Annotated in this window: 18 protein-coding genes; 6 read left to right on the top strand and 12 right to left on the bottom strand. The window is 64.6% G+C overall.

Going from position 1 to position 23,411, the window contains the following annotated elements; genetic code table 11:
- Nucleotides 1–147: 147 nt before the first annotated feature.
- From rodA to RT131_RS11875, 5 genes are all read right to left on the bottom strand, one after another.
- On the bottom strand, nt 148–1,254 hold the full coding sequence (rodA, locus tag RT131_RS11895) for a rod shape-determining protein RodA (protein ID WP_313173019.1): 1,107 nt from the start codon (nt 1,252–1,254) through the stop codon (nt 148–150).
- Nucleotides 1,251–3,347, bottom strand: coding sequence for a penicillin-binding protein 2 (gene mrdA / locus RT131_RS11890; protein WP_313173018.1), 2,097 nt, complete (start codon nt 3,345–3,347; stop codon nt 1,251–1,253). The genes rodA and mrdA overlap by 4 nt, the downstream gene beginning before the upstream one ends.
- Nucleotides 3,348–3,350: 3 nt before the next feature.
- Nucleotides 3,351–3,836 (bottom strand): rod shape-determining protein MreD, encoded by a 486-nt coding sequence (gene mreD, locus RT131_RS11885; protein WP_313173017.1) that lies wholly within the window; start codon nt 3,834–3,836, stop codon nt 3,351–3,353.
- On the bottom strand, nt 3,833–4,969 hold the full coding sequence (gene mreC, locus RT131_RS11880) for a rod shape-determining protein MreC (RefSeq protein WP_313173016.1): 1,137 nt from the start codon (nt 4,967–4,969) through the stop codon (nt 3,833–3,835). Before mreC ends, mreD begins: the two co-directional genes overlap by 4 nt.
- A 156-nt stretch (nt 4,970–5,125) precedes the next feature.
- Nucleotides 5,126–6,172, bottom strand: a complete 1,047-nt coding sequence (locus RT131_RS11875) for a rod shape-determining protein (RefSeq protein WP_005419402.1) — start codon at nt 6,170–6,172, stop codon at nt 5,126–5,128.
- 274 nt (nt 6,173–6,446) lie between these two features.
- On the opposite strand from RT131_RS11875, the gene RT131_RS11870 reads away from it, so the two are divergent.
- The gene (locus RT131_RS11870; RefSeq protein ID WP_313173015.1) at nt 6,447–7,379 is read left to right on the top strand and encodes a carbohydrate kinase family protein; all 933 of its coding nucleotides are present in this window, start codon (nt 6,447–6,449) and stop codon (nt 7,377–7,379) included.
- A gap of 240 nt (nt 7,380–7,619) precedes the next feature.
- Here RT131_RS11870 and RT131_RS11865 read toward each other — a convergent pair whose 3' ends face one another.
- From RT131_RS11865 to RT131_RS11855, 3 genes are all read right to left on the bottom strand, one after another.
- Nucleotides 7,620–8,189, bottom strand: coding sequence for an HAD family hydrolase (locus tag RT131_RS11865; RefSeq protein ID WP_313173135.1), 570 nt, complete (start codon nt 8,187–8,189; stop codon nt 7,620–7,622).
- 65 nt (nt 8,190–8,254) lie between these two features.
- Nucleotides 8,255–8,989, bottom strand: coding sequence for a hypothetical protein (locus RT131_RS11860; protein WP_313173014.1), 735 nt, complete (start codon nt 8,987–8,989; stop codon nt 8,255–8,257).
- 299 nt (nt 8,990–9,288) lie between these two features.
- Nucleotides 9,289–10,326, bottom strand: a complete 1,038-nt coding sequence (locus RT131_RS11855) for an MBL fold metallo-hydrolase (protein WP_313173013.1) — start codon at nt 10,324–10,326, stop codon at nt 9,289–9,291.
- A gap of 132 nt (nt 10,327–10,458) precedes the next feature.
- Between RT131_RS11855 and RT131_RS11850 the strand changes: the two genes are divergently transcribed.
- Nucleotides 10,459–11,079 (top strand): TetR/AcrR family transcriptional regulator, encoded by a 621-nt coding sequence (locus tag RT131_RS11850; protein WP_313173012.1) that lies wholly within the window; start codon nt 10,459–10,461, stop codon nt 11,077–11,079.
- A gap of 172 nt (nt 11,080–11,251) precedes the next feature.
- Nucleotides 11,252–12,565 (top strand): acetamidase/formamidase family protein, encoded by a 1,314-nt coding sequence (locus RT131_RS11845; protein ID WP_313173011.1) that lies wholly within the window; start codon nt 11,252–11,254, stop codon nt 12,563–12,565.
- A 289-nt stretch (nt 12,566–12,854) separates the two neighbouring features.
- Here RT131_RS11845 and RT131_RS11840 read toward each other — a convergent pair whose 3' ends face one another.
- Together RT131_RS11840 and ubiE are read right to left on the bottom strand one after the other, a co-directional pair.
- Complete coding sequence (locus RT131_RS11840; RefSeq protein ID WP_313173010.1) at nt 12,855–14,807, bottom strand: M1 family metallopeptidase; 1,953 nt, start codon at nt 14,805–14,807, stop codon at nt 12,855–12,857.
- Between the two features lie 701 nt (nt 14,808–15,508).
- Nucleotides 15,509–16,273 (bottom strand): bifunctional demethylmenaquinone methyltransferase/2-methoxy-6-polyprenyl-1,4-benzoquinol methylase UbiE, encoded by a 765-nt coding sequence (gene ubiE / locus RT131_RS11835; protein ID WP_282270503.1) that lies wholly within the window; start codon nt 16,271–16,273, stop codon nt 15,509–15,511.
- Nucleotides 16,274–16,365: 92 nt separating this feature from the next.
- On the opposite strand from ubiE, the gene RT131_RS11830 reads away from it, so the two are divergent.
- Nucleotides 16,366–16,818: a nucleoside deaminase gene (locus RT131_RS11830; RefSeq protein ID WP_313173009.1), complete on the top strand. Its 453-nt coding sequence runs from the start codon at nt 16,366–16,368 to the stop codon at nt 16,816–16,818.
- 119 nt (nt 16,819–16,937) lie between these two features.
- Nucleotides 16,938–17,189: a hypothetical protein gene (locus RT131_RS11825; protein WP_296250912.1), complete on the top strand. Its 252-nt coding sequence runs from the start codon at nt 16,938–16,940 to the stop codon at nt 17,187–17,189.
- An 811-nt stretch (nt 17,190–18,000) separates the two neighbouring features.
- Here RT131_RS11825 and smeE read toward each other — a convergent pair.
- Both smeE and RT131_RS11815 read right to left on the bottom strand, forming a co-directional pair.
- On the bottom strand, nt 18,001–21,147 hold the full coding sequence (smeE, locus tag RT131_RS11820; RefSeq protein ID WP_313173008.1) for a multidrug efflux RND transporter permease subunit SmeE: 3,147 nt from the start codon (nt 21,145–21,147) through the stop codon (nt 18,001–18,003).
- Nucleotides 21,148–21,159: 12 nt separating this feature from the next.
- A complete protein-coding gene (locus RT131_RS11815; protein WP_313173007.1) occupies nt 21,160–22,344 on the bottom strand; it encodes an efflux RND transporter periplasmic adaptor subunit in 1,185 nt (394 codons plus the stop codon).
- A 231-nt stretch (nt 22,345–22,575) separates the two neighbouring features.
- On the opposite strand from RT131_RS11815, the gene RT131_RS11810 reads away from it, so the two are divergent.
- Nucleotides 22,576–23,244, top strand: a complete 669-nt coding sequence (locus RT131_RS11810) for a TetR family transcriptional regulator (RefSeq protein ID WP_313173006.1) — start codon at nt 22,576–22,578, stop codon at nt 23,242–23,244.
- Nucleotides 23,245–23,411: the final 167 nt, after the last annotated feature.

The following is a 23,411-nucleotide window of genomic DNA, read 5'->3' as shown; positions in this document are numbered from 1 at the left end:
CCCATACGGCGAGCTGGCAGTCACAGCGCGATGCGCGCGCCAGTGACGGGACATAGTGTGAAGGTTTAGTGAAACCAGGTGTTTGATCTGGATCAAAGCTCACAACATTGGCGCGGATCAATACGCGATCCGCGCAACAGCATTGCGTCAGCCGCCGTGCACCGGGCGATGCGCACGCACCGCCATCACCAGACCAAAGCCGGCCAGCAGCGACACCGCCGAGGTGCCGCCGTAGCTGATCAAAGGCATCGGCACACCTACCACCGGCAACAGCCCGGAGATCATGCCGCCGTTGACCAGGATGTAGACGAAGAACGCCAGGCCGGTGGCGCCCGCCAGCAGGCGCGAATAGGTATCGCGCGAATCCACCGCGATCCACAGGCAGCGCCCGATCACGAACAGGTACAGCGCCAGCACCACGGCCACGCCCACCCAGCCGTACTCCTCACTGAGCACCGAGAAGGCGAAGTCGGTGGTCTGCTCGGGGATGAAGTTCAGGTGTGACTGCGAGCCCAGCCCCCAGCCCTTGCCGGTCAGCCCACCGGAACCAATGGCGATCTTGGACTGGATGATGTTCCAGCCCGCGCCCAGCGCATCGCTCTCGGGGTCGAGGAACATCATGATGCGGTCCTTCTGGTACGGCCGCAGCAGCCAGAACCAGGCCACCGGCGCGGCTGCGGCAACACCGCCCACGCCCACGCCCACCCACCACCACGGCAGGCCGGCCAGCAACAATACGAAGGCACCGCTGGCGGCGATCAGCACGCCGGTACCGAAGTCCGGCTGCAACATCACCAGCCCGGTCGGCACGCCGATGATCACCGCCGCCACCAGCACCACCGGAATGCGCGGCGGCAAGGGCATGCGGTTGAGGTACCAGGCCACCATCATCGGCAGGCTGACCTTCAACAACTCGGCCGGCTGCAGGTAGAACAGCCCCAGGTTCAACCACTGTCGCCCGTACTTGCCGGTGCCAAGTACGAATACCGCCAGCAGCGGCAGCATCGAGAATGCATAGATCATCGGCGTCCACGCGCGGATGCGCAGGATCGATACCCGCGCGATCGCCCACATGGCCACCAGCCCCACCGCGAAGCGGGCGCCCTGCGCCATCACCAGGCCGCTGCCACCGGCGCTGTCCAGCACCGACAGGCCAATGGCCATCAAGGCAAGCAGGGCAAACAGCAGCGGCCAGTCCAGGCCGCGGCTGAGCCGCTGGCCCATCTCCAATGCCCAGCGCAGGAAATCCCTCATCGACGTGCCTCCACAGGCGTTGCTGCCGGCGTCGGCGGACGTGTCGTCGCCGGCGCAACGCCGGGCTGCGCCTCAGGCACCGGCTGCGGCGGCGCAGCCGGCAACGGCGCAGGCGCGCCGACCATGATCGGCAGATCGGCAAACTGCGGCGCAACCAACTCACCGCGCGCGCGCCAACCCGCGTCTTCGGTATCAAAAGTGGCCACGCCCACCGCCACCGTGCCGCGCTCGGCATCCAGCGGCTGCAGGCCTTCGGGCATGACCCCGAGCAACCAGGCATCAAACACCTTGCGCGCGATCGGGGCGGCGGCAGAACCACCGTAGCCACCGCCTTCCACCGCGATGGCAATCGCGATCACGGGCTCCTCGGCCGGCGCAAAACCCACGAACAGCGCGCGATGGCGCAGATGCATCGGCAGGCTGCGCGGATTCAAGGCAGCCGTACCCTTGCGGCTGATGACCTGGGCGGTACCGGTCTTGCCTGCCATGCGGTATTGCGCACCGGCTGCGGACCGCCAACCACTGCCGCCGGGCTGCATGGTGCCCATCATGCCCTCGCGCACCGCCTGCACGTTGGCCGGATTGGGGCTGATCGGCCGGCTCGCCGGTTGCGGCGTCGGCGCCCAGTCGTGGTCGAAGCCGGCACGCTGCTCCATGACCAGATGCGGCCTGCGCAACTGGCCGGTGGCCAGGCCGCCAACACCACGCACCAATTGCAGCGGCGTGACCTTCCACAGGCCCTGGCCGATGCTGGCATTGACGGTGTCACCCGGATACCAGCGCTCCTTGTTGGACTTGAGCTTGGCCGCCGGCGACGGCAGGATCCCGCCGATCTCGCCGGCCAGATCGATGCCGGTGGGCTGGCCAAAGCCATAGCGGTTGCCCATGTAGTCGTCATAGCGCTCGATGCCCATGTCGATACCGAGCTGGTAGTAATAGGTATTGACCGACTGGGTGATCGATTTGCGCAGATCGGTCCAGCCATGGCCGCCACGGTTGGCGTCACCCCAGCCACGACTGACACCCGGCAGGTAGAACATGCCGCGCGACAGGATCTTGTCTTCCGGGCGGCGCAGGCCGCTGTCCAGGCCGGCCAGGCCGAGGAAGGGCTTCACCGTCGAACCCGGCGCCACGCCGCCCAACACCAGGCGGTTGAACTGCGGCCGCGAGGGATTCTCGTTGAGCATCTTGAAGTCGGCGTGGGAAATGCCGTTGACGAACAGATTGGGATCGAACGACGGCAGGCTGACCATGGCCAGGATCTCGCCGGTGCGCGGATCGATCGCCACCGCCGAGCCTTCCTGCTCGCCGAACGCCGCCACCATGGCGCGTTGCAGGTCGGCATCGATCGACAGCCGCAGATCGGTGCCCGACTGCGCCGGCACCCGCCCCACCGTACGGATCGCACGGCCCTGCACATTGGTCTCGACCTGCTCGTAGCCGATCTTGCCGCGCAGCTGGGTTTCGTAGAAACGCTCCAACCCGGACTTGCCGATGTGCGTCAGTGCCGCATTGCCCTCGCCCAGCTCTTCCAGATCCTTGTCGTCGACACGGCCGACGTAGCCGATGATGTGGCCGAACAGATCGCCGTAGGGATAGCGGCGGGTCAGATAGGGTTCCAGTTCCACGCCCGGATAGCGCCAGCGGTCCACGGCGAAACGCGCCATCTCGTCGTCGCTGACCCGCAGCTTCAGCGTCACCGGCATGAAGCCGCGGCGCGCCTTGCGCGATTGCTTGAAGCGCTCGATGTCTTCTTCGCTGAGCGAGAAGATCTTCTGCAGCCCGGCCAGGGTGGCGTCCATGTCCGCGACCTTGTCGGCAGTCACGTCCAGGCGGAAGGCCGGCACGTTCTCGGCCAGCAGGCGGCCGTTGCGGTCGTAGATCAAGCCACGCCCGGGCACCACCGGCCGCGCCTTGATGCGGTTGGCTTCGGAGCGGGTGGCGTAGATGTCGTGGTCCAGCACCTGCAGCTTGAAATACCAGGCCGCCAGGAAACCCAGGGCCAGTACCACCCCGAGAAAACCGATGGCCGCACGCCGCCGGAACTGCTCGGCCTCGGCATGCGGGTTCTTGCTCTGGCGGCGCGACGCCATACGTCAGCGCCCGCGCTTGCCCAGCCGCACCGCATCCAGCAGTACATACAGCGGCAGCCACAAGGCCATGCCCAGCAGCGGCGCCACCCAGTAGCTCCACGGCAGCAGCGGCTCACCCACCAGCAGGTGGATGGCAGCATCGATCACGCGATCGTTGAACAACAGCCCGCCCATGGCCAGAGCCTGCTGCGACAGCGGAAAGAATCGGATACGCGCACGGAAGCGCTGCAGGATGAAGGCCATCACCACCAGCCGCAGCGCCTGCTCGCCGAGAATGCCACCAAACATCACATCGGCCAGCAGACCGATGCAGAAGGCGAAGCCCAACCCGACCTTGTCCGGGGTTTCGATCACCCAATAGGCCAGCACCAGCGCCAACCAGTACGGGCGCACCGGCAGCAGCAGCTCGGGCAGCGGGATCAACGCCAGCAGCAAGGCCAGCACGAAACTGACCGGCATCACCCAGCCCTTGTTGCGCAGACGACTCATGGGCGCACCTGCGGCGGGCTTGGGTTGTCAGCGCTCGCCGGTGCTGCCGGGCGTGTGGGCTCGGTGGCTGGCGTTGTCGCCGGGGCGGGTGCTGGGCCTACAGCAGCCGGCTCGCTCGCTGGCGTGCTTGACGGGGCCTGCGTGGCCACCGCAGCCGGAGGATTGGTGGCGTTGCCGGCGGCAGGAACAACGGCAGCTGCCGCGCCCATGCGGTTGACCGGAGCCATGGATGGGCCGCCCGCAGCCGTGGCTTCCGGCGCCGATTCGCCTGCATTGCTGTCCGGCAATTGCGGCAGCGCCGGCACCGAACGCAGCAGCAGCACGTTGCGACCACGGTCCAGCTTGGCCGCCGGCTCCAGCTCGCCGACCAGGAACGCATGGGTATCGTCCGGACGCAGCTTCAGGATCTTGCCGACCGGGAAGCCGGCCGGGAAACGCCCGCCCAGACCGGAGGTGACGATCTCATCGCCTACTTCCACGCCCGCGCTGAGCGGGATGTCGCGCAGTTCCAGGCGGTCGCCACGACCGTAGACGATCAGCCGCACGCCGTTGCGCGCCACCGCCACCGGTACCGCGTGGTCCGGATCGGTCAGCAGCAGCACGGTCGAATGTGCAGGCGTCACCGCGATCACCTGGCCCATCAGGCCACCGGCATCGATCACCGCCTGGCCCACGTGCACGCCGGCGCGGCTACCCGAATCCAGCACCAGACGCTGCTTCACCGGGTCCAGGTCGATATCGAGGATGGGGGCCAGCTGCACGTCCAGGCCATTGCGCTCGGCCACGTTGAGCAGCTCGCGCAGCTGGGCATTGTCCAGCGCGGCGGTCTGCAGCCGGGTCAGGCGTGCATTGGCGATCAACAGCTGGTTGCGCAACTCGCGGTTCTCGCTGACCAGTTGGTTATGGCTGGCCGCATTGTCCTTGACCGAGGCCCCCACCCGGCCCGGCACACCGGCCAGCGCCCACACCGGCTGCACCAGCACATTGGCCTGGGCACGCAGACGCGACATCCAGCCGCCCTGGTCATCCAGCACGATCAAGGTGATGGCCAAGGCCAGGTACGCCAGCAGACGCAGCGTGCTGCTGGCATCCCCCTGACGGGAGGCTACGGGAGGACCGGCGTAAGGGGGCACGACAGAAGGCTGGGAGTGGGAAATGAAGAATCAGGTATGGAAACGGCGCGACTGGCGTCACGCCGATGGTTCGGGGAAGCGGATGCCGGAGAGTGGAACCAGATGCAGGAAGCCCTGCCCCCCATTCCCGCTTCCCCAGCCCCCATTCCCTGCGGATCACTCCGGCGCAAAGAACTCGTTGCCGTGCATGTCGACCAGCTCCAGCGCACGACCGCCACCGCGGGCCACGCAGGTCAGCGGGTCATCGGCCACCTGCACGTGCAGGCCGGTTTCCTCGGAGATCAGGCGGTCCAGGTCACGCAGCAGGGCGCCACCACCGGTCAGCACGATGCCGCGCTCGGCGACGTCGGCGCACAGTTCCGGCGGGGTCTGCTCCAGTGCCAGTTTGACCGCCGAAACGATGCCCGACAGCGGCTCGTGCAGGGCTTCCAACACTTCGTTGGAGCTGATCTTGATCATCTTCGGCACGCCCTCGGCGAGGTTGCGGCCGGAGATTTCCATCTCGATCACTTCCGCCTGCGGGTAGGCGCAGCCCAGCTCCACCTTGATGCGTTCGGCGGTGGCTTCACCGATCAGCATGCCGTGGTTACGACGCACGTAATTGGTGATGGACTCGTCGAAACGGTCGCCGCCAATGCGCACCGAGGCCGAATAGACAATGCCGTTCAGCGAGATGACTGCCACTTCGGTGGTGCCGCCGCCGATATCGATGACCATCGAGCCGCGCGCCTCGGTGACCGGCATGCCGGCACCGATCGCAGCTGCCATCGGCTCCTCGATCAGGAACACATCACGCGCACCGGCCTCCTCGGCCGATTCCTTGATGGCGCGGCGCTCGACCTGGGTGGAGCCGGCCGGCACGCAGACCAGCACGCGCGGGCTGGGGCGCAGCACGCGCGACTTGTGCACCTTCTTGATGAAGTGCTTGAGCATCGCCTCGGTATAGGTGAAGTCGGCGATGACGCCGTCCTTCATCGGGCGGATGGTGGTGATATGGCCCGGGGTACGGCCGAGCATCTGCTTGGCCTCGGCGCCGACGGCAGCCACCGAACGGGTGCCACCGATGGCACGGTCCTGGCGCACGGCGACGACGGATGGCTCGTTCAGCACAATGCCCTGGCCGCGCACATAGATGAGGGTGTTGGCCGTGCCCAGGTCAATGGACAGGTCATTGGAGAACATGCCACGCAGCTTCTTGAACATCTGGGAAGTGATCCTGAGGGGTGTCGCGCCCACGCCGGTTGGCGAAAAAATGGGCAGAAAATGAGGGCAGTTAGCCTATCAACCCACCCCCGCCCGAGCAAGGAAAATCCACGGAAAATCGAGGCTTTCGACCACGCCGGGCAGCTGCGGTACATCCTTGCTTGTGGCCGTGGGCCGCCGCAGCCGGTAACCTTACGCACTTTGGCGCGCCATCGCGCCGGGTCGTCTGCGCGTGCGCGACGGCCTTTCCCTTTTACGTATAGGCCTGTTCGCAATGTCCGCTTTGATCTGTGGTTCCCTAGCCTTTGACACCATCATGGTGTTCCCGGACCAGTTCAAGAACCACATCCTGCCGGACAAGGTGCACATCCTGAACGTGTCGTTCCTGGTACCGCGCATGCGCCGCGAACTGGGCGGCTGCGCCGGCAACATCGCCTACAACCTGAAGCTGCTGGGCGGCAGCCCGATCCCGATGGGCACCGTTGGCCAGGACTTCGGCCCGTACCGCGAGCACTTCGAGCGCATGGGCATCGACCTGAGCCAGGTGCGGGTGCTGGAAGACATGTTCACCCCGCAGTGCTTCATCACCACCGACCACGACAACAACCAGATCACCGCCTTCCACCCGGGCGCGATGATGCGCTCGCACGACAACCACGTGCGCGATGTGCCGGGCGTCACCTTCGGCATCGTCGCGCCGGACGGCCGTGAGGGCATGATCCAGAACGCCGCCGAATTCGTGGAATGCGGCATCCCCTTCATCTTCGATCCGGGCCAGGCGCTGCCGTTGTTCAACGGCCCGGAACTGCGCGAATTCATCGAGCAGGCCGACTATGTGGTGGTCAACGACTACGAGTCCAACCTGCTGCAGCAGCGCACCGGCTGGAGCGAGACCGACATCGTCGCCCGGACCAAGGCCTACATCACCACCCAGGGCCCGCGCGGCGCCATCATCCACACCCCGGAGAAGAGCTTCGACATCCCGCCAGCGCACGAGCGCCGCGTGGTCGACCCGACCGGTTGTGGCGACGCCTTCCGCGCCGGCCTGATCTTCGGCATCGAGAAGGGCATGGACTGGCTGACCGTCGGCCGCATGAGCAACCTGATGGGCGCGCTGAAGGTGGAACACCCCGGCACGCAGAACCAGCGCTTCGACTTCGCCGAGTTCAACGAGCAGTTCAAGCAGCAGTTCGGCTACAGCCTCTGAGAAAAACGGCGCTTCGGCGCCGTTTTTTTTGCATGGGCCGCCGACCGTGCAAACGGCAAACGGTAGTGCCGAGCCATGCTCGGCAGAGGCTTTCCTGGCAATCCATCGGCCGCGTGACATCTGTAGGAGCGGCGTAAGCCGCGAAGCTGGCAATGCTGGATTACAGGCGAATCCGGCCATCTGTTGGTGCGCCAGCTTCGAGGCTTCACCGGTAACGCCCCAGCCGAGCATGGCTCGGCTCTACCGGGATTCTGCGGCCTGCCACTGCTGCAGCAACTGCGCACAATCGCGCAACTGCCACTGCGCCATGCCCGGCCACGGGTCATCCGGCACATTGATCAGGATGCCCGGCACGCCGGCAGCCTTCGCGGTGGCCAGATCGTAGTAATGATCCCCAACCATCCGCATCTGCGCCGGCAACACGTGCCAGCGCGCCGCAAAGAACTGCAAGCCAGCCGGTGACGGCTTGGGCGCCACTTCCCAGCGGCCGATGATTTCCTCGCTGGCAAAGCAATCCGCCACACCAATCGCCGCCAGGGTCACTTCCGCCAGCTCGCGTGCATTGCGGGTAAGGATGCCCAGCCGACAACCAGCGGCATGCAGCGCGCGAACCAGGGCCACCGCCCCCGGCGCTGCGACCGATGCCTCGGCCAGCTCCCGCTCGTGCTGCATCAGCCAGGCGTGGCTGTCAGCGGCCTGCTGCGGCGGCAGGCCGGCCAGGTGTTCAAGAATGTCCGCACCGGAAGGAATCTGCAGCTCGCGCCGGATCAATTCGAAATCATGCACCGGCTCGGTCAGGGTGCCGTCCATGTCGAACACCCAATGACGGCTGGCGGCGACGTCGCAACGCCCCGCCCTGTCTGCAAGCACCGGCCTCAATCCCAGTTCGGCATCTGGCTGCCGTCCAAGCCACCGACCTCGAACACCGCCTTGCGGGTGCCGCCAGCCTGCACCGGGAACTCGATCTCGATGACCTTGGCCTTGCGTGCCTGCCGCCACAGGCCGCGGTTGTCATCGATGAACATGGCAATGGCCTCGTCGGTATCCGGGCGATGCGCGGCCATGCTGCGGGCCGGCGCACCATCAACGCTGACCTTGACCTGGCAGGCGCGGTAGCAGGCCTTGGCGAAGTCGCTGGACTGCAGTACCAAGTAAGCGTGGCGCTTCCACTCCGGGTGATCGCGGAACACCAGGTTCACCTGCTTGGGACCGGTGCTATCCACTTCCACCCGGTCCTTGCTGAGGATCGCGGCCGAGCGCTGGGTACCGCCCTTGACCGGCACCTGGTTGTAGCTCCACAAAGCCTGCATGCGGCGCAGTTCGCTGGCGGCTGCGGCCTTCTCCCGCACTTCGGCAAAGCCCGGCTCGATGCGCTTGGCGGTTTCCGAGTCCGGGTACTGGTCAAGCAATGCAGCACCATGGATCCGCGCCCGCTCCCAATCGGCGCCCGTAACCGCCGTGTCGTAGAGCTTGCCGATGCCCTCGGCGTCGGCTTCGCGCTTGGCGCGCTCCTGCGCGGCAGCGGCCTCCTGTTGCTGGCGCTCGGCCTCCGGGTTGCTGCAGGCGGCGAGGGCAAAGACGCAGAGGGCGCCGAGGATCAGGGGTTTCATCAAACAGCTCCGGTGAACAGGGCGCGTGGTGAGCGCGATGGGCTTCACTTTAGAGCATGTTGGGGATTGGGAGGCACGATCCTTTTCCGCATTCGCGTTTGCCTGCGCTTTTGCTTTGCCCTGCCTTTATGCCGTCATTCCCGCGCAGGCGGGAATCGCTCTGGCTCTTTGGCTTCGCGTAACACCAAATGCAAAGGCAAGGGCAACAACAAGAGCGATTCCCGCCTGCGCGGGAATGACGGCACTAGAAGCAACAGCAACAGCGGCAACAACAACAGCAACAACTACAACCGCAGCCCTCACTCCCCGCCCATCCGCCACCAATGCGTCGAAGGCGCAGGCGCACGGATATCCAGACGCTCACCCATCTGCGGCGCGGTCAGCAGCACGCCCTGCTCTGCCGCCAATGCGGTGATCCGCTCGAACGGCTCGGTCCAGGGATGCAAAGCCAGGTCAAACGTACCGTTATGGATCGGCATCATCACCTTGCCGCGTACATCCAGATGCGCCTGCAGGCTCTGCTCCGGCTGCATGTGCACGCCGGGCCACTGGGCGTCGTAGGCACCGGTCTCGACCATCGCCAGATCAAACGGGCCGTAGCGTTCGCCGATCTTCGCAAAGCCATCGAAGTAACCACTGTCGCCACTGAAGAAGATCCGCGTGCTGCCGGTATCGATCACCCACGATGCCCACAGGGTGCGATTGCCATCGGACAAACCGCGACCGGAGAAATGCTGCGCAGGTGTGGCCGCGATTTTCAGGCCCTCCACCCGGGCTTCCTGCCACCAGTCCAGCTGGGTGATCTTTTCCTCAGGCACGCCCCAGGCCTGCAGGCGATCGCCCACCCCCAGCGCAGTGACGAAGTGCCGCACTTTCGGCGCCAACGCCAGCACCGCGTCGTGGTCGAGGTGATCGTAGTGGTCATGCGAAATGATGACGCCGGTGATTTCCGGCAACTCATCAATCGACAGCGGCGGCGCATGGAAGCGCTTGGGCCCCATGAACGAGAACGGCGAAACGCGCTCGGAGAATACCGGGTCGGTCAGCCAGAAGTGACCATCCAGCTTCATCAGCATGGTCGAGTGACCCAGCCGCCACAGGCTGTCGTCCGGTGCGTCCAGCAAGGCCTGCCGGGTCAAGGCATGTACCGGAATCGCCACCTGCGGCGTCGCATCGGCCGGCTTGTCGAACAGGAACCGCCACCACACCTTCACGCCACGCACGAAACCAAGCGGGGCCTGCTTGGCCACGTTGTGGAAACGCCCCTCGCCGTATTGCGGCGACTGGTCATAGGAAGCGGCGGGATGCGCGCCGCAGGTCAGCAGGCCAATGGACATGGCAATCAGCACCGTAATCGGAAGGAGGAAACGAGGCAGGCGACGCTTCATGGCTGGGCTTGCCGGTAAAAGTACACTGGCGAGTCTACTTCCATTTCAAGGAAAGTAAACTGAACGGTGTAAAATAAGCGGATGACCGACGCCAAGCGCCCGCTCCGCCTGACCGACCGCAAACGCGAAGCCATCCTGCGCGCGGCAGTGGCCGAGTTCCGTGAACTGGGCTTTGCCGGCACCAGCATGGACCGCATCGCCGCCACCGCCGAGGTATCCAAGCGCACCGTCTACAACCACTTCGCCAGCAAGGACGAGCTGTTCACCGCCATCCTCTGGCAACTGTGGGAAGCCAGCCAGTCGCTGGACGCGCTCGCCTACGATCCAGCCAGACCACTGCGCGAACAGTTGCTGGGCTTCGTCGCGCAGAAGCTGCGCCTGCTCAGCGACATCAGCTTCATCGATCTGTCGCGGGTGGCCATGGCCGAGCTGGTGCATGCACCGGAACGGGCACGGGTGATGATGGACAAGCTGGCCGAGAAGGAAGAAGGCCTGACCACGTGGATCCGCGCCGCGCAGGCCGATGGCCGCCTGCGCGACGACATCACCCCGGCCGACGCCGCCCATCAGCTGCAGGGCATGGTCAAGGCGTTCGCGTTCTGGCCCCAGATCGCCATGGGTGCCGCGCCCTTGGACGCCAGCGCGCAGCAGCGGCTGATGCACGACTGCGTGGACATGTTCCTGGCCGTGCGCGCGCCCTGAGCGCAGCGCACGCCCACTCCGGTAGCGTGCAGCCTGCCGCAGGAATCATCACCCGGCTGCACGAACAGCCGGATTGACTACAAATGTAGTTACCTTTGACACTGCGACGGCGACCTGCCCGTTCGTACACTCCGCGAATACGCCCGCCGGGCCCTTCGCAGACACACGCAACGTGCGCACCTCCCTGAGATGGTCATCGCTATTGCTGTCCGTACTCCCGCTCCATGCCCTCGCCGCCGATCAATGGATCCTGGCCACCGATCTATGGGGCAACAGCGCCAGGCAGACCTTGAATCTGGATGTGCAAGGCACGCAGGTCAGCGGAACATTGGGGGGCGACCCGATCAGCGGCAGCTTGAACGGCGCGCAGCTGAAGTTCACCGCAACCGGCAGCGACGGCCAGGTCTATCACTACGATGGCCGCATCGATGGCAGCCGCATGCAGGGTCGCAGCGACGAGCCGGACACCAACAACCGCAGCGCGCGTGCAACGCATGATTTCAGCGCCTGGCGAGTGCCGTCACGGCCGGACAAGGTACCGCGCCTGCATGACTTCACCCCAAGCGACTACTCCAATACCTTCAGCGCCGAGCGCGCGCCGGCGTTGGTGATCTGGCCTGGCGATTCGGTGCGGACCAAAACCCTGGACTCCGGTGGCGTCGACGAACACGGCATCACCCGTGCCTTGTTCGGCAATCCGCAGGTCGGGCCGTTCTTCGTCGCCGGTGCCGAGCCCGGCGACACGCTGGCGATCACCCTCCGTTCGCTCAAGCTCAATCGCGACTACGCCGACAGCCTCGACGGTATCGTCGGCCGCCTGAAGACACCGCGCATCGCCATCGAGACCGCGTCGCTGGGCAAGCCGGTGCGTTGGGAACTGGATCGCATGCGCGGCATGGCGCGGCCGCAGGGCGCCAGCGGCGCATTGAAGAACTTCGAGATTCCGGTCAAGCCGATGCTCGGCGGTCTCGCGGTGGCACCCGGCTTCGGCTATCCGCCGCTCTCCACCGGCGACACCGGCGACTTTGGCGGCAACATGGATTTCAACGCCGTGGTCGAAGGCAACACGGTCTACCTTGAGGTGCAGCAACCCGGCGCATTGCTGTACGTCGGCGACGGCCATGCCCTGCAGGGCGACGGTGAAACCAGCCAATGGGCATTGGAGACATCGCTGGACGTGGTGCTGAAAGTGGAGCTGATCAAGAAACAGTCCATCGCCACACCGCGCGTTGAATCCCCCACGCAGATCATGACCCTGGGGCAGGCGGGTTCCAGCGACGATGCGCTGCGGCTGGCGACGTCGGGGATGCTGCAATGGCTGCGCCAGTCCTACGGGCTGGATATGTCGCAGGCTACCCAGGTGCTGGGCGTGGCGGTGCAGTACAGCGTGGTCAATCTTGCCGGTCGCAGTGTTGGGGTGGTGGCAAAGATCGACAAGGCGATATTGAAGGAGCTTCCGCTTGCGGCGGCAAAGAGCGGCAATTGAGGCTGCGGTCGAGTCTGATTGCGGCTACGGCGCAGGAAGCCGAAGCGCTCGGGAGCGCCGTACAACCTGCACAATAACGCCGCCGCCCGGTAGTGCCGAGCCATGCTCGGCAGAGGCCTTACCGGTAACGCCCAGCCGAGCATGGCTCGGCTCTACAAAAAGGCTCCGCGCAAACGGCCCCGGCTGCGCAGCGCTTACCCGGGCTACAACTACCTGCAGAATTCGAGGCAGCACAAAAACAGACGGCGAGCCGAAGCTCGCCGTCTGGGTTGAAGCCAACTGAAGCCGATTACTGCTTCGGCGCAGCTTCCTGCTTCGGTGCAGCTTCCGCCTTGGCGATCATGTCTTCCACCGACGCGGTGGTGATCGGGTGGTAGCCCGGCTTGGCCTTGGCGAACACTTCCTTGGCGAAGGCCAGACCTTCCGGCGTCTTCAGCAGTTCAGCGTAGATCGGCAGCACCAGCTTGCGGCGGCCCACCTTCTGGATGAACTCGCCAGCGGCCGCCTGCGCATCGGTATAGCCACTGCGGATTGCCAGCGGATACCAACGCATCGCGATCTCGCCGTTCGGGGTGCCGGTGAAGTGGTAACCCTTGTCCAGCGCGGCCAGCTTCTCGATCGGCTGGGTTGCACCCAGGCCGTCAATGAAGCGTACCCACTCCTGGGTGTTCCACTCGCGGGTCACCTGGTTGCTCGGCAGCGCGCTGCTGCCGAGGAAGGCGATGCGTGCCGTGTCGACCACCGCAAAGTTGCGCGAACGTGCCTTGGTGGCGAACGCCGGAATACCCGGCTCTTCCAGCCATGCCTTCAGCTCGGCCTCGGTGACCGCCGTCGGATTCTTCGGCAGCAGATTCTTGGTCATGTACGCGACGAACTGGTCGGTGTTGGCGCTCTGGAAGGCATGGTCGTTGAACCAGCCACGCAGGAACGGGTCAAACACCGCACGGCCAAAGCGCTGCTCCAGGAACTGCAGGAACCAGGCACCCTTGACGTAGGCGACATTGCTCAGCGCTTCGTCCGGATCACGCTCGTTGAGCGGCGGCAGCGCCAGTGCCTGGTCGGCCGGGCTCATGTCCTTCACTTCGTTGAGCAGATCGGTCTGGTCGATCTCGCGCTCCATCTCGGCCATCTCCGTGCCATACAGCGCCTCGGTGATGCGGCCCTGCACGTAGGTGGTGAAACCTTCGTTGAGCCAGATGTCCTTCCAGCTGGCGTTGGTCACCAGGTTGCCGGACCAGCTATGCGCGAGCTCGTGCGCGACCAGCGACACCAGCGACTTGTCGCCAACGATGACGGTCGGGGTGGCGAAGGTCAGGCGCGGGTTTTCCATGCCACCGAACGGGAACGACGGCGGCAGCACCAGCATGTCGTAACGGCCCCAGCGGTATTCGCCGTACAGGTTCTCGGCGGCACCGATCATCTTCTCGGTGTCTTCGAATTCCTTGGTGGCCTTGCTGACCATGGTCGGCTCGGCCCACACGCCGGAGCGCTCGGAGATCGGCTCGAACACCAGGTCACCGGCGGCAATGGCCAGCAGGTAGGACGGGATCGGCTGCGGCATCTTGAAGGCGTAATCGCCATCACGTGCAGCCTTCGGATCGTTGTCGGCGCTCATCAGCACCATCACGTCCGGGCGGCTGGTGACATGCGCGCTATAGGTGAAGCGGACGCTCGGGGTGTCCTGCAACGGCACCCACGAACGGGCGTGGATCGCCTGCGACTGGCTGAACATGAAGGGCAGCTTCTTGCCCTCGGTCATCGACGGCTCCAGCCACTGCAGGCCAGAAGCGGTCGGCGCGGTGTGGTAGGTGATGCGTACCGAGGTCGGCTGGTCCGGGGTTTCGATGCTCAGCTTGCTGCCGAACACCTTGTCGGCCGGTGCCAGCGCGAACTGCAGCGGGGTGGCAGCGCCGTCCGCGGCGAGGGCCTCGACCTTCTCCACGCTCAGCTCGCGGGTGTCGAGCAGCAGCTGCTTGGCCGCCTTGTCCTTCCACTCCAGCGTATACGTGGCGGTGCCACCGATCTGCTTGGCGTCGAAATCGACCTTCAGGTCCAGCGCCACGTCCTTGATGACGACCTTTTCGGGCTCTGCATAGGAGCTTTCATCGTGGCTGCGGCTGACGGTATTCACGGCGGCGGCGGGCTTCTGGGCGACGGGGTCGACGGTGGGGGCTGCGGGCTCTTTGGCGCAGCCAGCGACGAGCGCCACGGCCAAGGGCAGCATCAGGAACGAAGAACGCATTGATCTGGAACCGGTTCAGGGAACAACCGTTGATTTTAAACCCGAAAGTCCCCGGCCGATGCGGCAGTGCGGCAAGCAACGTCCTGCAGGCTTTGCACAAGCTGCCGGCATGCGTGAATCAGCTCCCGAACCACGGTAGTGCCGAGCCATGCTCGGCAGGGGCCTTACCAGCAGAGCCAGAAGCTGAAAAGCCAACCCCTCCCCAACCCTCCCCTTGGCCTGCGGCCAATGGGAGGGAGCACAGACGTAGTGCCGAGCCACGCTCGGCAGGAGCCTTACCAGCAGCGCCAGAAGCTGAAAAGCCACCCCCTCCCCAGCCCTCCCCTTGGCCTGCGCCAAAGGGAGGGAGCACAGACGTAGTGCCGAGCCATGCTCGGCAGGAGCCTTACCAGCAGAGCCAGAAGCTGAGAAGCCAACCCCTCCCCAGCCCTCCCCTTGGCCTGCGGCCAAAGGGAGGGAGCACAGACGTAGTGCCGAGCCACGCTCGGCTGGAGCCTTACCAGCAGCGCCAGAAGCTGAAAAGCCAACCCCTCCCCAACCCTCCCCTTGGCCTGCGGCCAAAGGGAGGGAGCACAGACGTAGTGCCGAGCCGTGCTCGGCAGGGGCCTTACCCGCAAAAAACAAAACCAGCAGCACCGCTTCCCCATACGAAAAAGGCGGCCCATGGCCGCCCTTTCCTCAACCCACCCAGCAACCAAGCCTCAAAGCTTGTAACCGGAGTGAATCGACACAATCCCCGCACTCAGGTTCTTGTAATGGCAGCGGCCAAAACCGGCCTCGCTCATCATCGCCTTCAGCTCTTCCTGCGGCGGGTGCTTGCGGATGCTCTCAGCCAGGTACTGGTAGCTGTCGGCATCACCGCGCGCAAACAGCTTGCCCAGCTTCGGCAGCACCTTGAACGAATGGAAATCGTAGACCGGCTTGAACCAGTCCACGGTCACTTCCGAGAACTCCAGCACGCGCGCCTGCCCGCCTACCTTCAGCACGCGGTACATCTCGCGCAGCGCCGCTTCCTTGTCGGTCACATTGCGCAGGCCGAAGGAAATGGTCACCAGATCAAAACTCTGGTCCGGGAAAGGCAGCGCCTCCGCATTGAGCTGCACCCACTCGAAGCCTGAGACCTGGCCGCGGTTGGTCAGACGGTCGCGTCCCACCGACAACATGCCGGCGTTGATGTCGCCCAGTACCACGCTGCCTTCGGCACCGATGCGCTCCTTCAGCAGCACCGCGATGTCACCGGTACCGCCGGCCAGATCCAGCACGCGGTCGCCCGGCTTCACCTGCGCGGTAGCGACGAAGTAGCGCTTCCACAGCCGATGAATACCCAGGCTCATCAGGTCGTTCATCAGGTCGTAGTTGTCGGCCACGGAAGTGAACACCTGGCCGACAAGCTTCTGCTTGTCCTTGGCCGGTACATCGCGGAAGCCGAAGTGGGTGGTGCCGGTCTTGTAGGGGGATTCGCTCATGCCGCTGATTATCGCACCGACAGCCCGATTGCGCCGCCAGCAGGCTGAATCCGGCCGCTATGATGATCGCCACGGCACCACAAGGACCTTGCATGATCACCACCCCGGACTACCGCGCCCTGCTCGAAACCGCCATCGCCGAGGCCCGCGAGGGCCTGGCCGAAGGCGGCATCCCGATTGGCGCGGCGCTGTACCACAACGATGGCCGCCTGCTCGGCTGCGGCCACAACCGCCGCATCCAGGAAGATGATCCCTCCATCCATGGCGAAACCGACGCCTTCCGCAAGGCTGGCCGCCAGCGCGGTTACCGTAACACCATCATGGTCACCACCCTGGCCCCGTGCTGGTACTGCAGCGGATTGGTCCGCCAGTTCAATATCGGCACCGTGGTGGTGGGCGAATCGGTCAGCTTCCCGGGTGGCATCGACTGGCTGCGCGAGAACGGCGTGAACGTCATCGACCTGAATGACGCCAGCTGCATCGAGATGATGGGCCGCTACATCGCCGAGAATCCGGACGTCTGGAATGAAGATATCGGCGAATAACGGGGCTGAATCTGAATAAACCCCTATTAATCTCACAAGGAAATTAGACGCTGTAGCAAGATCGTAAGAAAAACAGCGCTATGCTCGGGGTACAGGGGCACTGCCATCGAGGTGAAGCGATGTATACAACGCCCATCCAACACAGCAGTCGCCAATCCCTCCAGCGTGCTGGGGAGCAATTGCGACAGCAGTACGCACGACATCGCTGCTCGGCCCCGTTCTGGGATGCCTACCAACAGGTTCAGCGTGAACTGGTAGCGGCATATCCGGAACACCAGGCCGAGCTCTGCAACCGTCTGGCGGTATTTGCCCAACGCCTGGGCGCGGTTGAGAAGGCTCAGTTACTGGAGCTGGCGGTCAACGAAGCATAAGAAAAACCGGGCTTGGCCCGGTTTTTTTTGCCTTGCTTCTGTAGTGCCGAGCCATGCTCGGCAGGGGCTTCACCGGTAGCCCATCAGGTTTGTAGGAGTGGCATGAGCCGCGAAGCTGGCATCGCTGAAATCACCGGCATACATGCCACCTGATGAATCACTGGCTGCGCTGCTTACGCCGTTTGTGTTTGTCGGGAAAGCCCCTGCCGAGCATGGCTCGGCACTACACCACCTCACTTTCGCCGAGCGCTTTCTGCCCCCTCCCTTTTGCGCAGCAAAGGGGAGGGTTGGGGAGGGGTTGGCTTTTGGGCCTTTCAGGCATTGCCAGCTGCGCGGTTTGCGTTCGCTTGGAAAGCCCCTGCCGAGCATGGCTCGGCACTACACCACCTCACTTTCGCCGAGCGCTTTCTGCCCCCTCCCTTTTGCGCAGCAAAGGGGAGGGTTGGGGAGGGGTTGGCTTTTGGGCCTTTCAGGCATTGCCAGCTGCGCGGTTTGCGTTCGCTTGGAAAGCCCCTGCCGAGCATGGCTCGGCACTACACCACCTCACTTACGCCGAGCGCTTTCTGCCCGCTCTCTTTTGCGCAGCAAAGGGGAGGGTTGGGGAGGGGTTGGCTTTTGGGCTTTCCAGGCCCAGAGCTGCCCTCACCCCAATTCCCGCTCCGCGCCCCGGCCCTTGCGCTGGCGCAAGTTCGTTCAACAGGGGCACAAACCGATGGTTTGTAAACGCCCCTCTTTCACCCCGCAGGCGGGAGAGGGGCAAAAAAACAAAAGGCGCCGTTCGGCGCCTTTTGCTCCCAACTACCCTGCCCTGTTACTGCTGCGGCAGGTCGCCGTTCTTGGCCAGCTGCTTGCGGTTGAACAAGCGCTGCACCACCACGAAGAACAGCGGGATGAAGAACAGGCCGAGCAAGGTGCCCACCACCATGCCGCCCAACACGCCGGTACCGATGGCGCGCTGTGCACCCGAACCCGCACCGGAGGCGATCGCCAGCGGCAACACGCCCAGACCGAAGGCCAGCGAGGTCATGATGATCGGACGCAGACGGTCGCGGACCGCGTGCATCGTCGCTTCGATCACTCCTGCCCCCTTCTCAAGGTGCTCCTTGGCGAACTCGACGATCAGGATCGCGTTCTTCGAGGTCAAGCCCACGGTGGTCAACATCGCCACCTGGAAGTAGACGTCGCGCTCCATGCCGCGCATGGTGTTGGCCAGTACCGCGCCGAGAATACCCAGCGGCGCAACCATCAGCACCGCGGTCGGCACGCTCCAGCTTTCATACAGCGCAGCCAGGCACAGGAACACGATCAGCAGGGACAGCGTGTACAGCAGCGGCGTCTGCGAACCGGCCTCGCGTTCCTGGTAGGACACGGCGGTCCACTCGATGCTGAAGCCCGGCGGCAGTTGCTTGGCCAGCTTTTCCACTTCCAGCATGGCGTCACCCGAGGCCACGCCCGGTGCGGCTTCGCCCTGGATTTCCAGTGCGGAGACACCGTTGTAACGCTCAAGGCGCGGCGAACCGTAATCCCAGCGCTGGCTGGCGAACGCCGAGAACGGCACCATCTCGCCCGAGGAATTTTTCACCGTCCACAGGTTGAAATCTTCCGGGTTCATGCGGAAGCCGTCATCGGCCTGCACGTAGACGCGCTTGACGCGGCCACGGTCGATGAAGTCATCGACGTAGCTTGAACCCCAGGCGGTAGCCAGCGTGCTGTTGATGGTGTCCAGCGACAGACCGTGCGCACCGGCCTTGGCCACGTCGATGTCCAGACGCAGCTGCGGGGTATCATCCAGACCGTTCGGGCGCACGTTGGCCAGCAGCTTGCTTTCGCCCGCCATGCCCAACAGCTGGTTGCGTGCATTGACCAGTGCATCGTGGCCAGCGCCGCTGTTGTCCTTCAGGAAGAAGGTGTAACCCGAGGCGATACCCAGCTCCGGCATGGCCGGCGGCGGGAAGGCGAAGATGAAGGCGTCCTTGATCTGGCCCAGGGCAGCCATCGCGCGGCCGGTGATCGGCCCAACGCCCTGGTCGGCACTGCGCTCGCTCCAGTCCTTGAGCTTGACGAAGGCCATGCCCGAGTTCTGGCCCATGCCGGAGAAGCTGAAGCCCTGCACCGAGAACACCGATTCAACCGCGTCCTTCTCGTTCTTCAGGAAGTGGTCTTCCAGCTTGTAGATCGACTCCAGAGTGCGTTCCTGGGTGGCGCCGACCGGTGCATTGACCAGCGCCATCAGGATGCCCTGGTCTTCGTTGGGCAGGAACGAGCTGGGCAGGCGCGCGAACAGCAGGCCCATCACCACCGCCAGTGCCAGGAACACCGCCATGAAACGGCCCGGACGATGCAGGATGCCGCGCACGCCGCGTTGGTAGGTGCCACTGGTGCGGTCAAAGCCGTTGTTGAACCAGTTGAAGAAACGGCCCGAGATACCGGTGTGGGCAACGTGATGCTCGCCCTTCTTCAGCGGCTTGAGCATGGTGGCGCACAGTGCCGGGGTCAGCACGATGGCAACCAGCACCGACAAGGCCATCGCCGAAACAATGGTCGCCGAGAACTGCCGGTAGATGACGCCGGTGGAGCCACTCATGAAGGCCATCGGCACGAACACCGCCGACAACACCAGGCCGATACCGACCAGTGCGCCGGTGATCTGGCTCATCGACTTGCGGGTGGCTTCCAGCGGCGACAGTCCTTCCTCGGACATGATGCGCTCGACGTTCTCCACCACCACGATGGCGTCATCGACCAATAGACCGATCGCCAGCACCATCGCGAACATGGTCAGCATGTTGATGGAGAAGCCCAGCACCGCGAGGATGCCGAAGGTACCCAGCAACACCACCGGCACGGCGATGGTCGGGATCAGTGTGGCGCGGAAGTTCTGCAGGAACAGATACATCACCACGAACACCAGCACGATGGCTTCCAGCAGGGTCTTGACCACGCCCTTGATCGACACCTTCACGAACGGCGTGGTGTCGTAGGGAATCACCGCGGTCATGCCGGCCGGGAAGTTGGCCTTCAGCTCGTCCAGGGTCTTGCTGACGCCTTCGGCGGTTTCCAGCGCGTTCGCACCGGTGGCCAGGGTGATGGCCAGGCCGGAGGCCGGCTTGCCGTTGTAGCGGGTGACGAAGTCGTAGGTTTCCGCGCCCAGCTCGACGCGGGCGACATCGCCCAGCTTCAGGGTGGAGCCGTCGCTCTCGGTGCGGATCACGATGTTGCGGAACTGCTCCGGCGTCTGCAGGCGGTCCTGCGCATTGATGGTGGCGTTGAGCTGCTGGCCCTTGACCGCCGGCGCACCACCCAACTGGCCCACGGCAACCTGCGCGTTCTGCGCCCTGACCGAAGCGGTGACCTCGTCAACCGAGACCTTGTAGGTCTGCAGCTTGGTCGGGTCCAGCCAGATGCGCATGGCGTACTTGCCACCGAACACCTGGATCGAACCCACGCCCGGCACGCGGCTCAGCGGATCGACGACATTGGAACCGACGTAATCGGAGATGTCGTTCTCATCCATGCTGCCGTCTTCGGAAACAAAGCCCAGCACGTTGAGGAAGCCCGAGCTGGACTTGGCAACGTTGATGCCCTGACGCTGCACTTCCTGCGGCAACAAGGGCATCGCCAGCTGCAGCTTGTTCTGCACCTGCACCTGGGCGATGTCGGAGTTGGTGCCGCTCTCGAAGGTCAGGGTGATGCTGGCCTGGCCGTTGGAAGAACTGTTGGAGGAGAAGTACATCAGGCCGTCCAGGCCCTTCATGTTCTGCTCGATGATCTGCGTCACCGAGTCCTCGACCACCTTGGCCGAAGCACCCGGGTAGTTGGCGGAAATGGACACCGCAGGCGGCGCGACCTCGGGATACATCGAGATCGGCAGCTTGAGCATTGCCAGCGCGCCGGCAAGCATGATGATGATGGCGATGACCCACGCAAAGATGGGCCTGTCGATAAAGAAGCGTGCCATGTAGTTCTCCGCTTACTTCTTTTCAGCCGGCGCCGCGGCGGGCGCGGCGGCGGGCTTGGCGGCTTCGGCACCCTTTTCGGTGGCCTGCACCGGCATCCCCGGGCCAATCTTCTGCAGGCCTTCGACAATGACCTTGTCGCCTGCCTTCAGACCGTCCTCGACCAGCCACTTGTCACCGACGGTGCGGCTGACCTTGACCGGACGAACGGCAACCTTGCCCTCGGCATCCACCACCATCGCCGAGGTATCGCCCTTGGGATCGCGCGCGATGCCCTGCATCGGCACCAGCAGTGCGTTCGGGCGCACGCCACTGCCCAGCACGGCACGCACGAACATGCCCGGCATCAGTACCTGGTCCGGGTTCTCCACGCGCACGCGCATCAGGTAACTGCCGGTGGCCGGGTCAACGCTGACTTCGGAGAACTCCAGCTTGCCCTTGTGGGCGAAGGTGCTGCCGTCTTCCAGCACGATGTCGACCGGCAGTTCCGAAGCGCCTTCCAGACGGCCGGCAGCCAGTTCGCGGCGAAGCTGCAGCAGTTCGGCCGACGACTGGGTGACGTCGATATAGATCGGATCGAGCTGGTTGATGGTGGCCAGCGGCTCGGCCTGGCCGGCGCTGACCAGCGCGCCCTGGGTGACCGAGGACTTGCCGATCTGGCCGCTGATCGGCGCGGTGATGCGGGCATAACCCAGCGTCACGTTGGCCGCATCCAGGGATGCGCGGGCGGCAAGCACGTCTGCCTCGGCCTGCTTCCAGGCGGCCTGTGCGTTCTCGTCATCCTGCACGCTGATCACCCGCGACTTGACCAGCTCGCTGCTGCGGCGCGCGGCCAGTCGGGCAGCATTGGCGCTGGCTTCGGCACGGGCCAGCTGCGCGCGGGCGCTGTTGGCCTGCGCGCGGTAAGCGGCGTCATCCAGCTGGTACAGCGGATCGCCGGCCTTGACCACGCTGCCTTCGGTGAACAGGCGCTTGGCGACGATGCCACTGACCTGCGGGCGCACTTCGGCAACCTGGTAGCCGTTTGCACGGCCGGCCAATTCACGGGTCAAAGTGACCGTTTCCGGCTTCAGCGTGACCACGGTGACCTGACCCGGCCCACCCTGCTGCGGCGGCTCTCCGCCGCCCTTGCAGGCAACGAGCGCGACGGATAGTGCAAGGGAAAGCGCGACGAGACGGTAGCGACTGATAGCAGGCATGGGAGAGGAGCTCAATGAGGAAAAGTGGCGCTCGAGGATCGGGCGGAACATGAGATACGCCCGGGCATATCCTTCCGTACCACATACGTTACGGGCACAGCCGTGGCAACCGCCACCACTACGCACATCACGGCCATCCTGCAGAGCAAGCCGCGGAAATATACATACATACACGGATGTTTGTAAACGGGTACAATTCAGGTCGGTTTCATCCAGCATTTGCACAGAGCAATGGCCAGAAAGACCAAAGAAGAGGCAGCGGCCACGCGCGAAAGCATCCTGGATGCCGCGCTGGCCTGTTTCCATGAACACGGCGTCGCCGGCAGCTCGCTGGCGGCGATAGGCGAGCGCGCGGGCGTCTCCCGTGGCGCGGTGTACTGGCACTTCAAGAACAAGACCGAAGTGCTGGAAGCGATGATCAACCGCGAGCGCGTGCCGTTCATCAAGCGCCTGCGCCAGACCTACTCGCCGCTGCGCAACACCCCAATCCTGGACCTGCGCTCGGCGATGCTGGTGTCCTTGAGCGAGTTGGCCACCGATCCGCGATTGCGCGAGATGATGGAAATCATGCTGCGCAACGACCTGTCCACCGAAAGCCTGGCGATGCAGCAACTGCAGCACGACAGCGTCGAAGAAGAGATGGCGATTTTCCGCCGAGCCTTTGAACGCGCGCGCGAACTGGGCCAATTGCGCGATGGTGTGAACACCGCAACCAGCGCGCGCATCCTCCATGCAGGCCTGACCGGCGTGCTGTACAGCGCCATGCTCGAGCCCACCCAGTTCGACCTGGAGCGCGACAGCCGCGAGATGCTGGACGCATTGATGGCGCACTACGTGCAGCCCGGCGTGTTCATACCCGGCGCTGATCCTTCGCCGCTGCCACCACCAGACGAAGACTAAGCAAGACCTGTAGTGCCGAGCCATGCTCGGCAGAGGCCGTACCGAGCAAAGTTACAGCGCCGCAGCAGCCTTGTAGGAGCGGCGTGAGCCGCGAAGCAAGCGATGGCGAAGGAAAGGCAAAAGCACCCCTCCCAACCCTCCCCTTGCCTGCGGCAAAGGGAGGGCTA

Origin of the sequence: Stenotrophomonas sp., assembly GCF_032066555.1 — a bacterium.
Taxonomy (GTDB): domain Bacteria; phylum Pseudomonadota; class Gammaproteobacteria; order Xanthomonadales; family Xanthomonadaceae; genus Stenotrophomonas.
The sequence above is the reverse complement of the archived record's forward strand: the minus strand, read 5'-3'. Positions and strand labels throughout refer to the sequence as shown.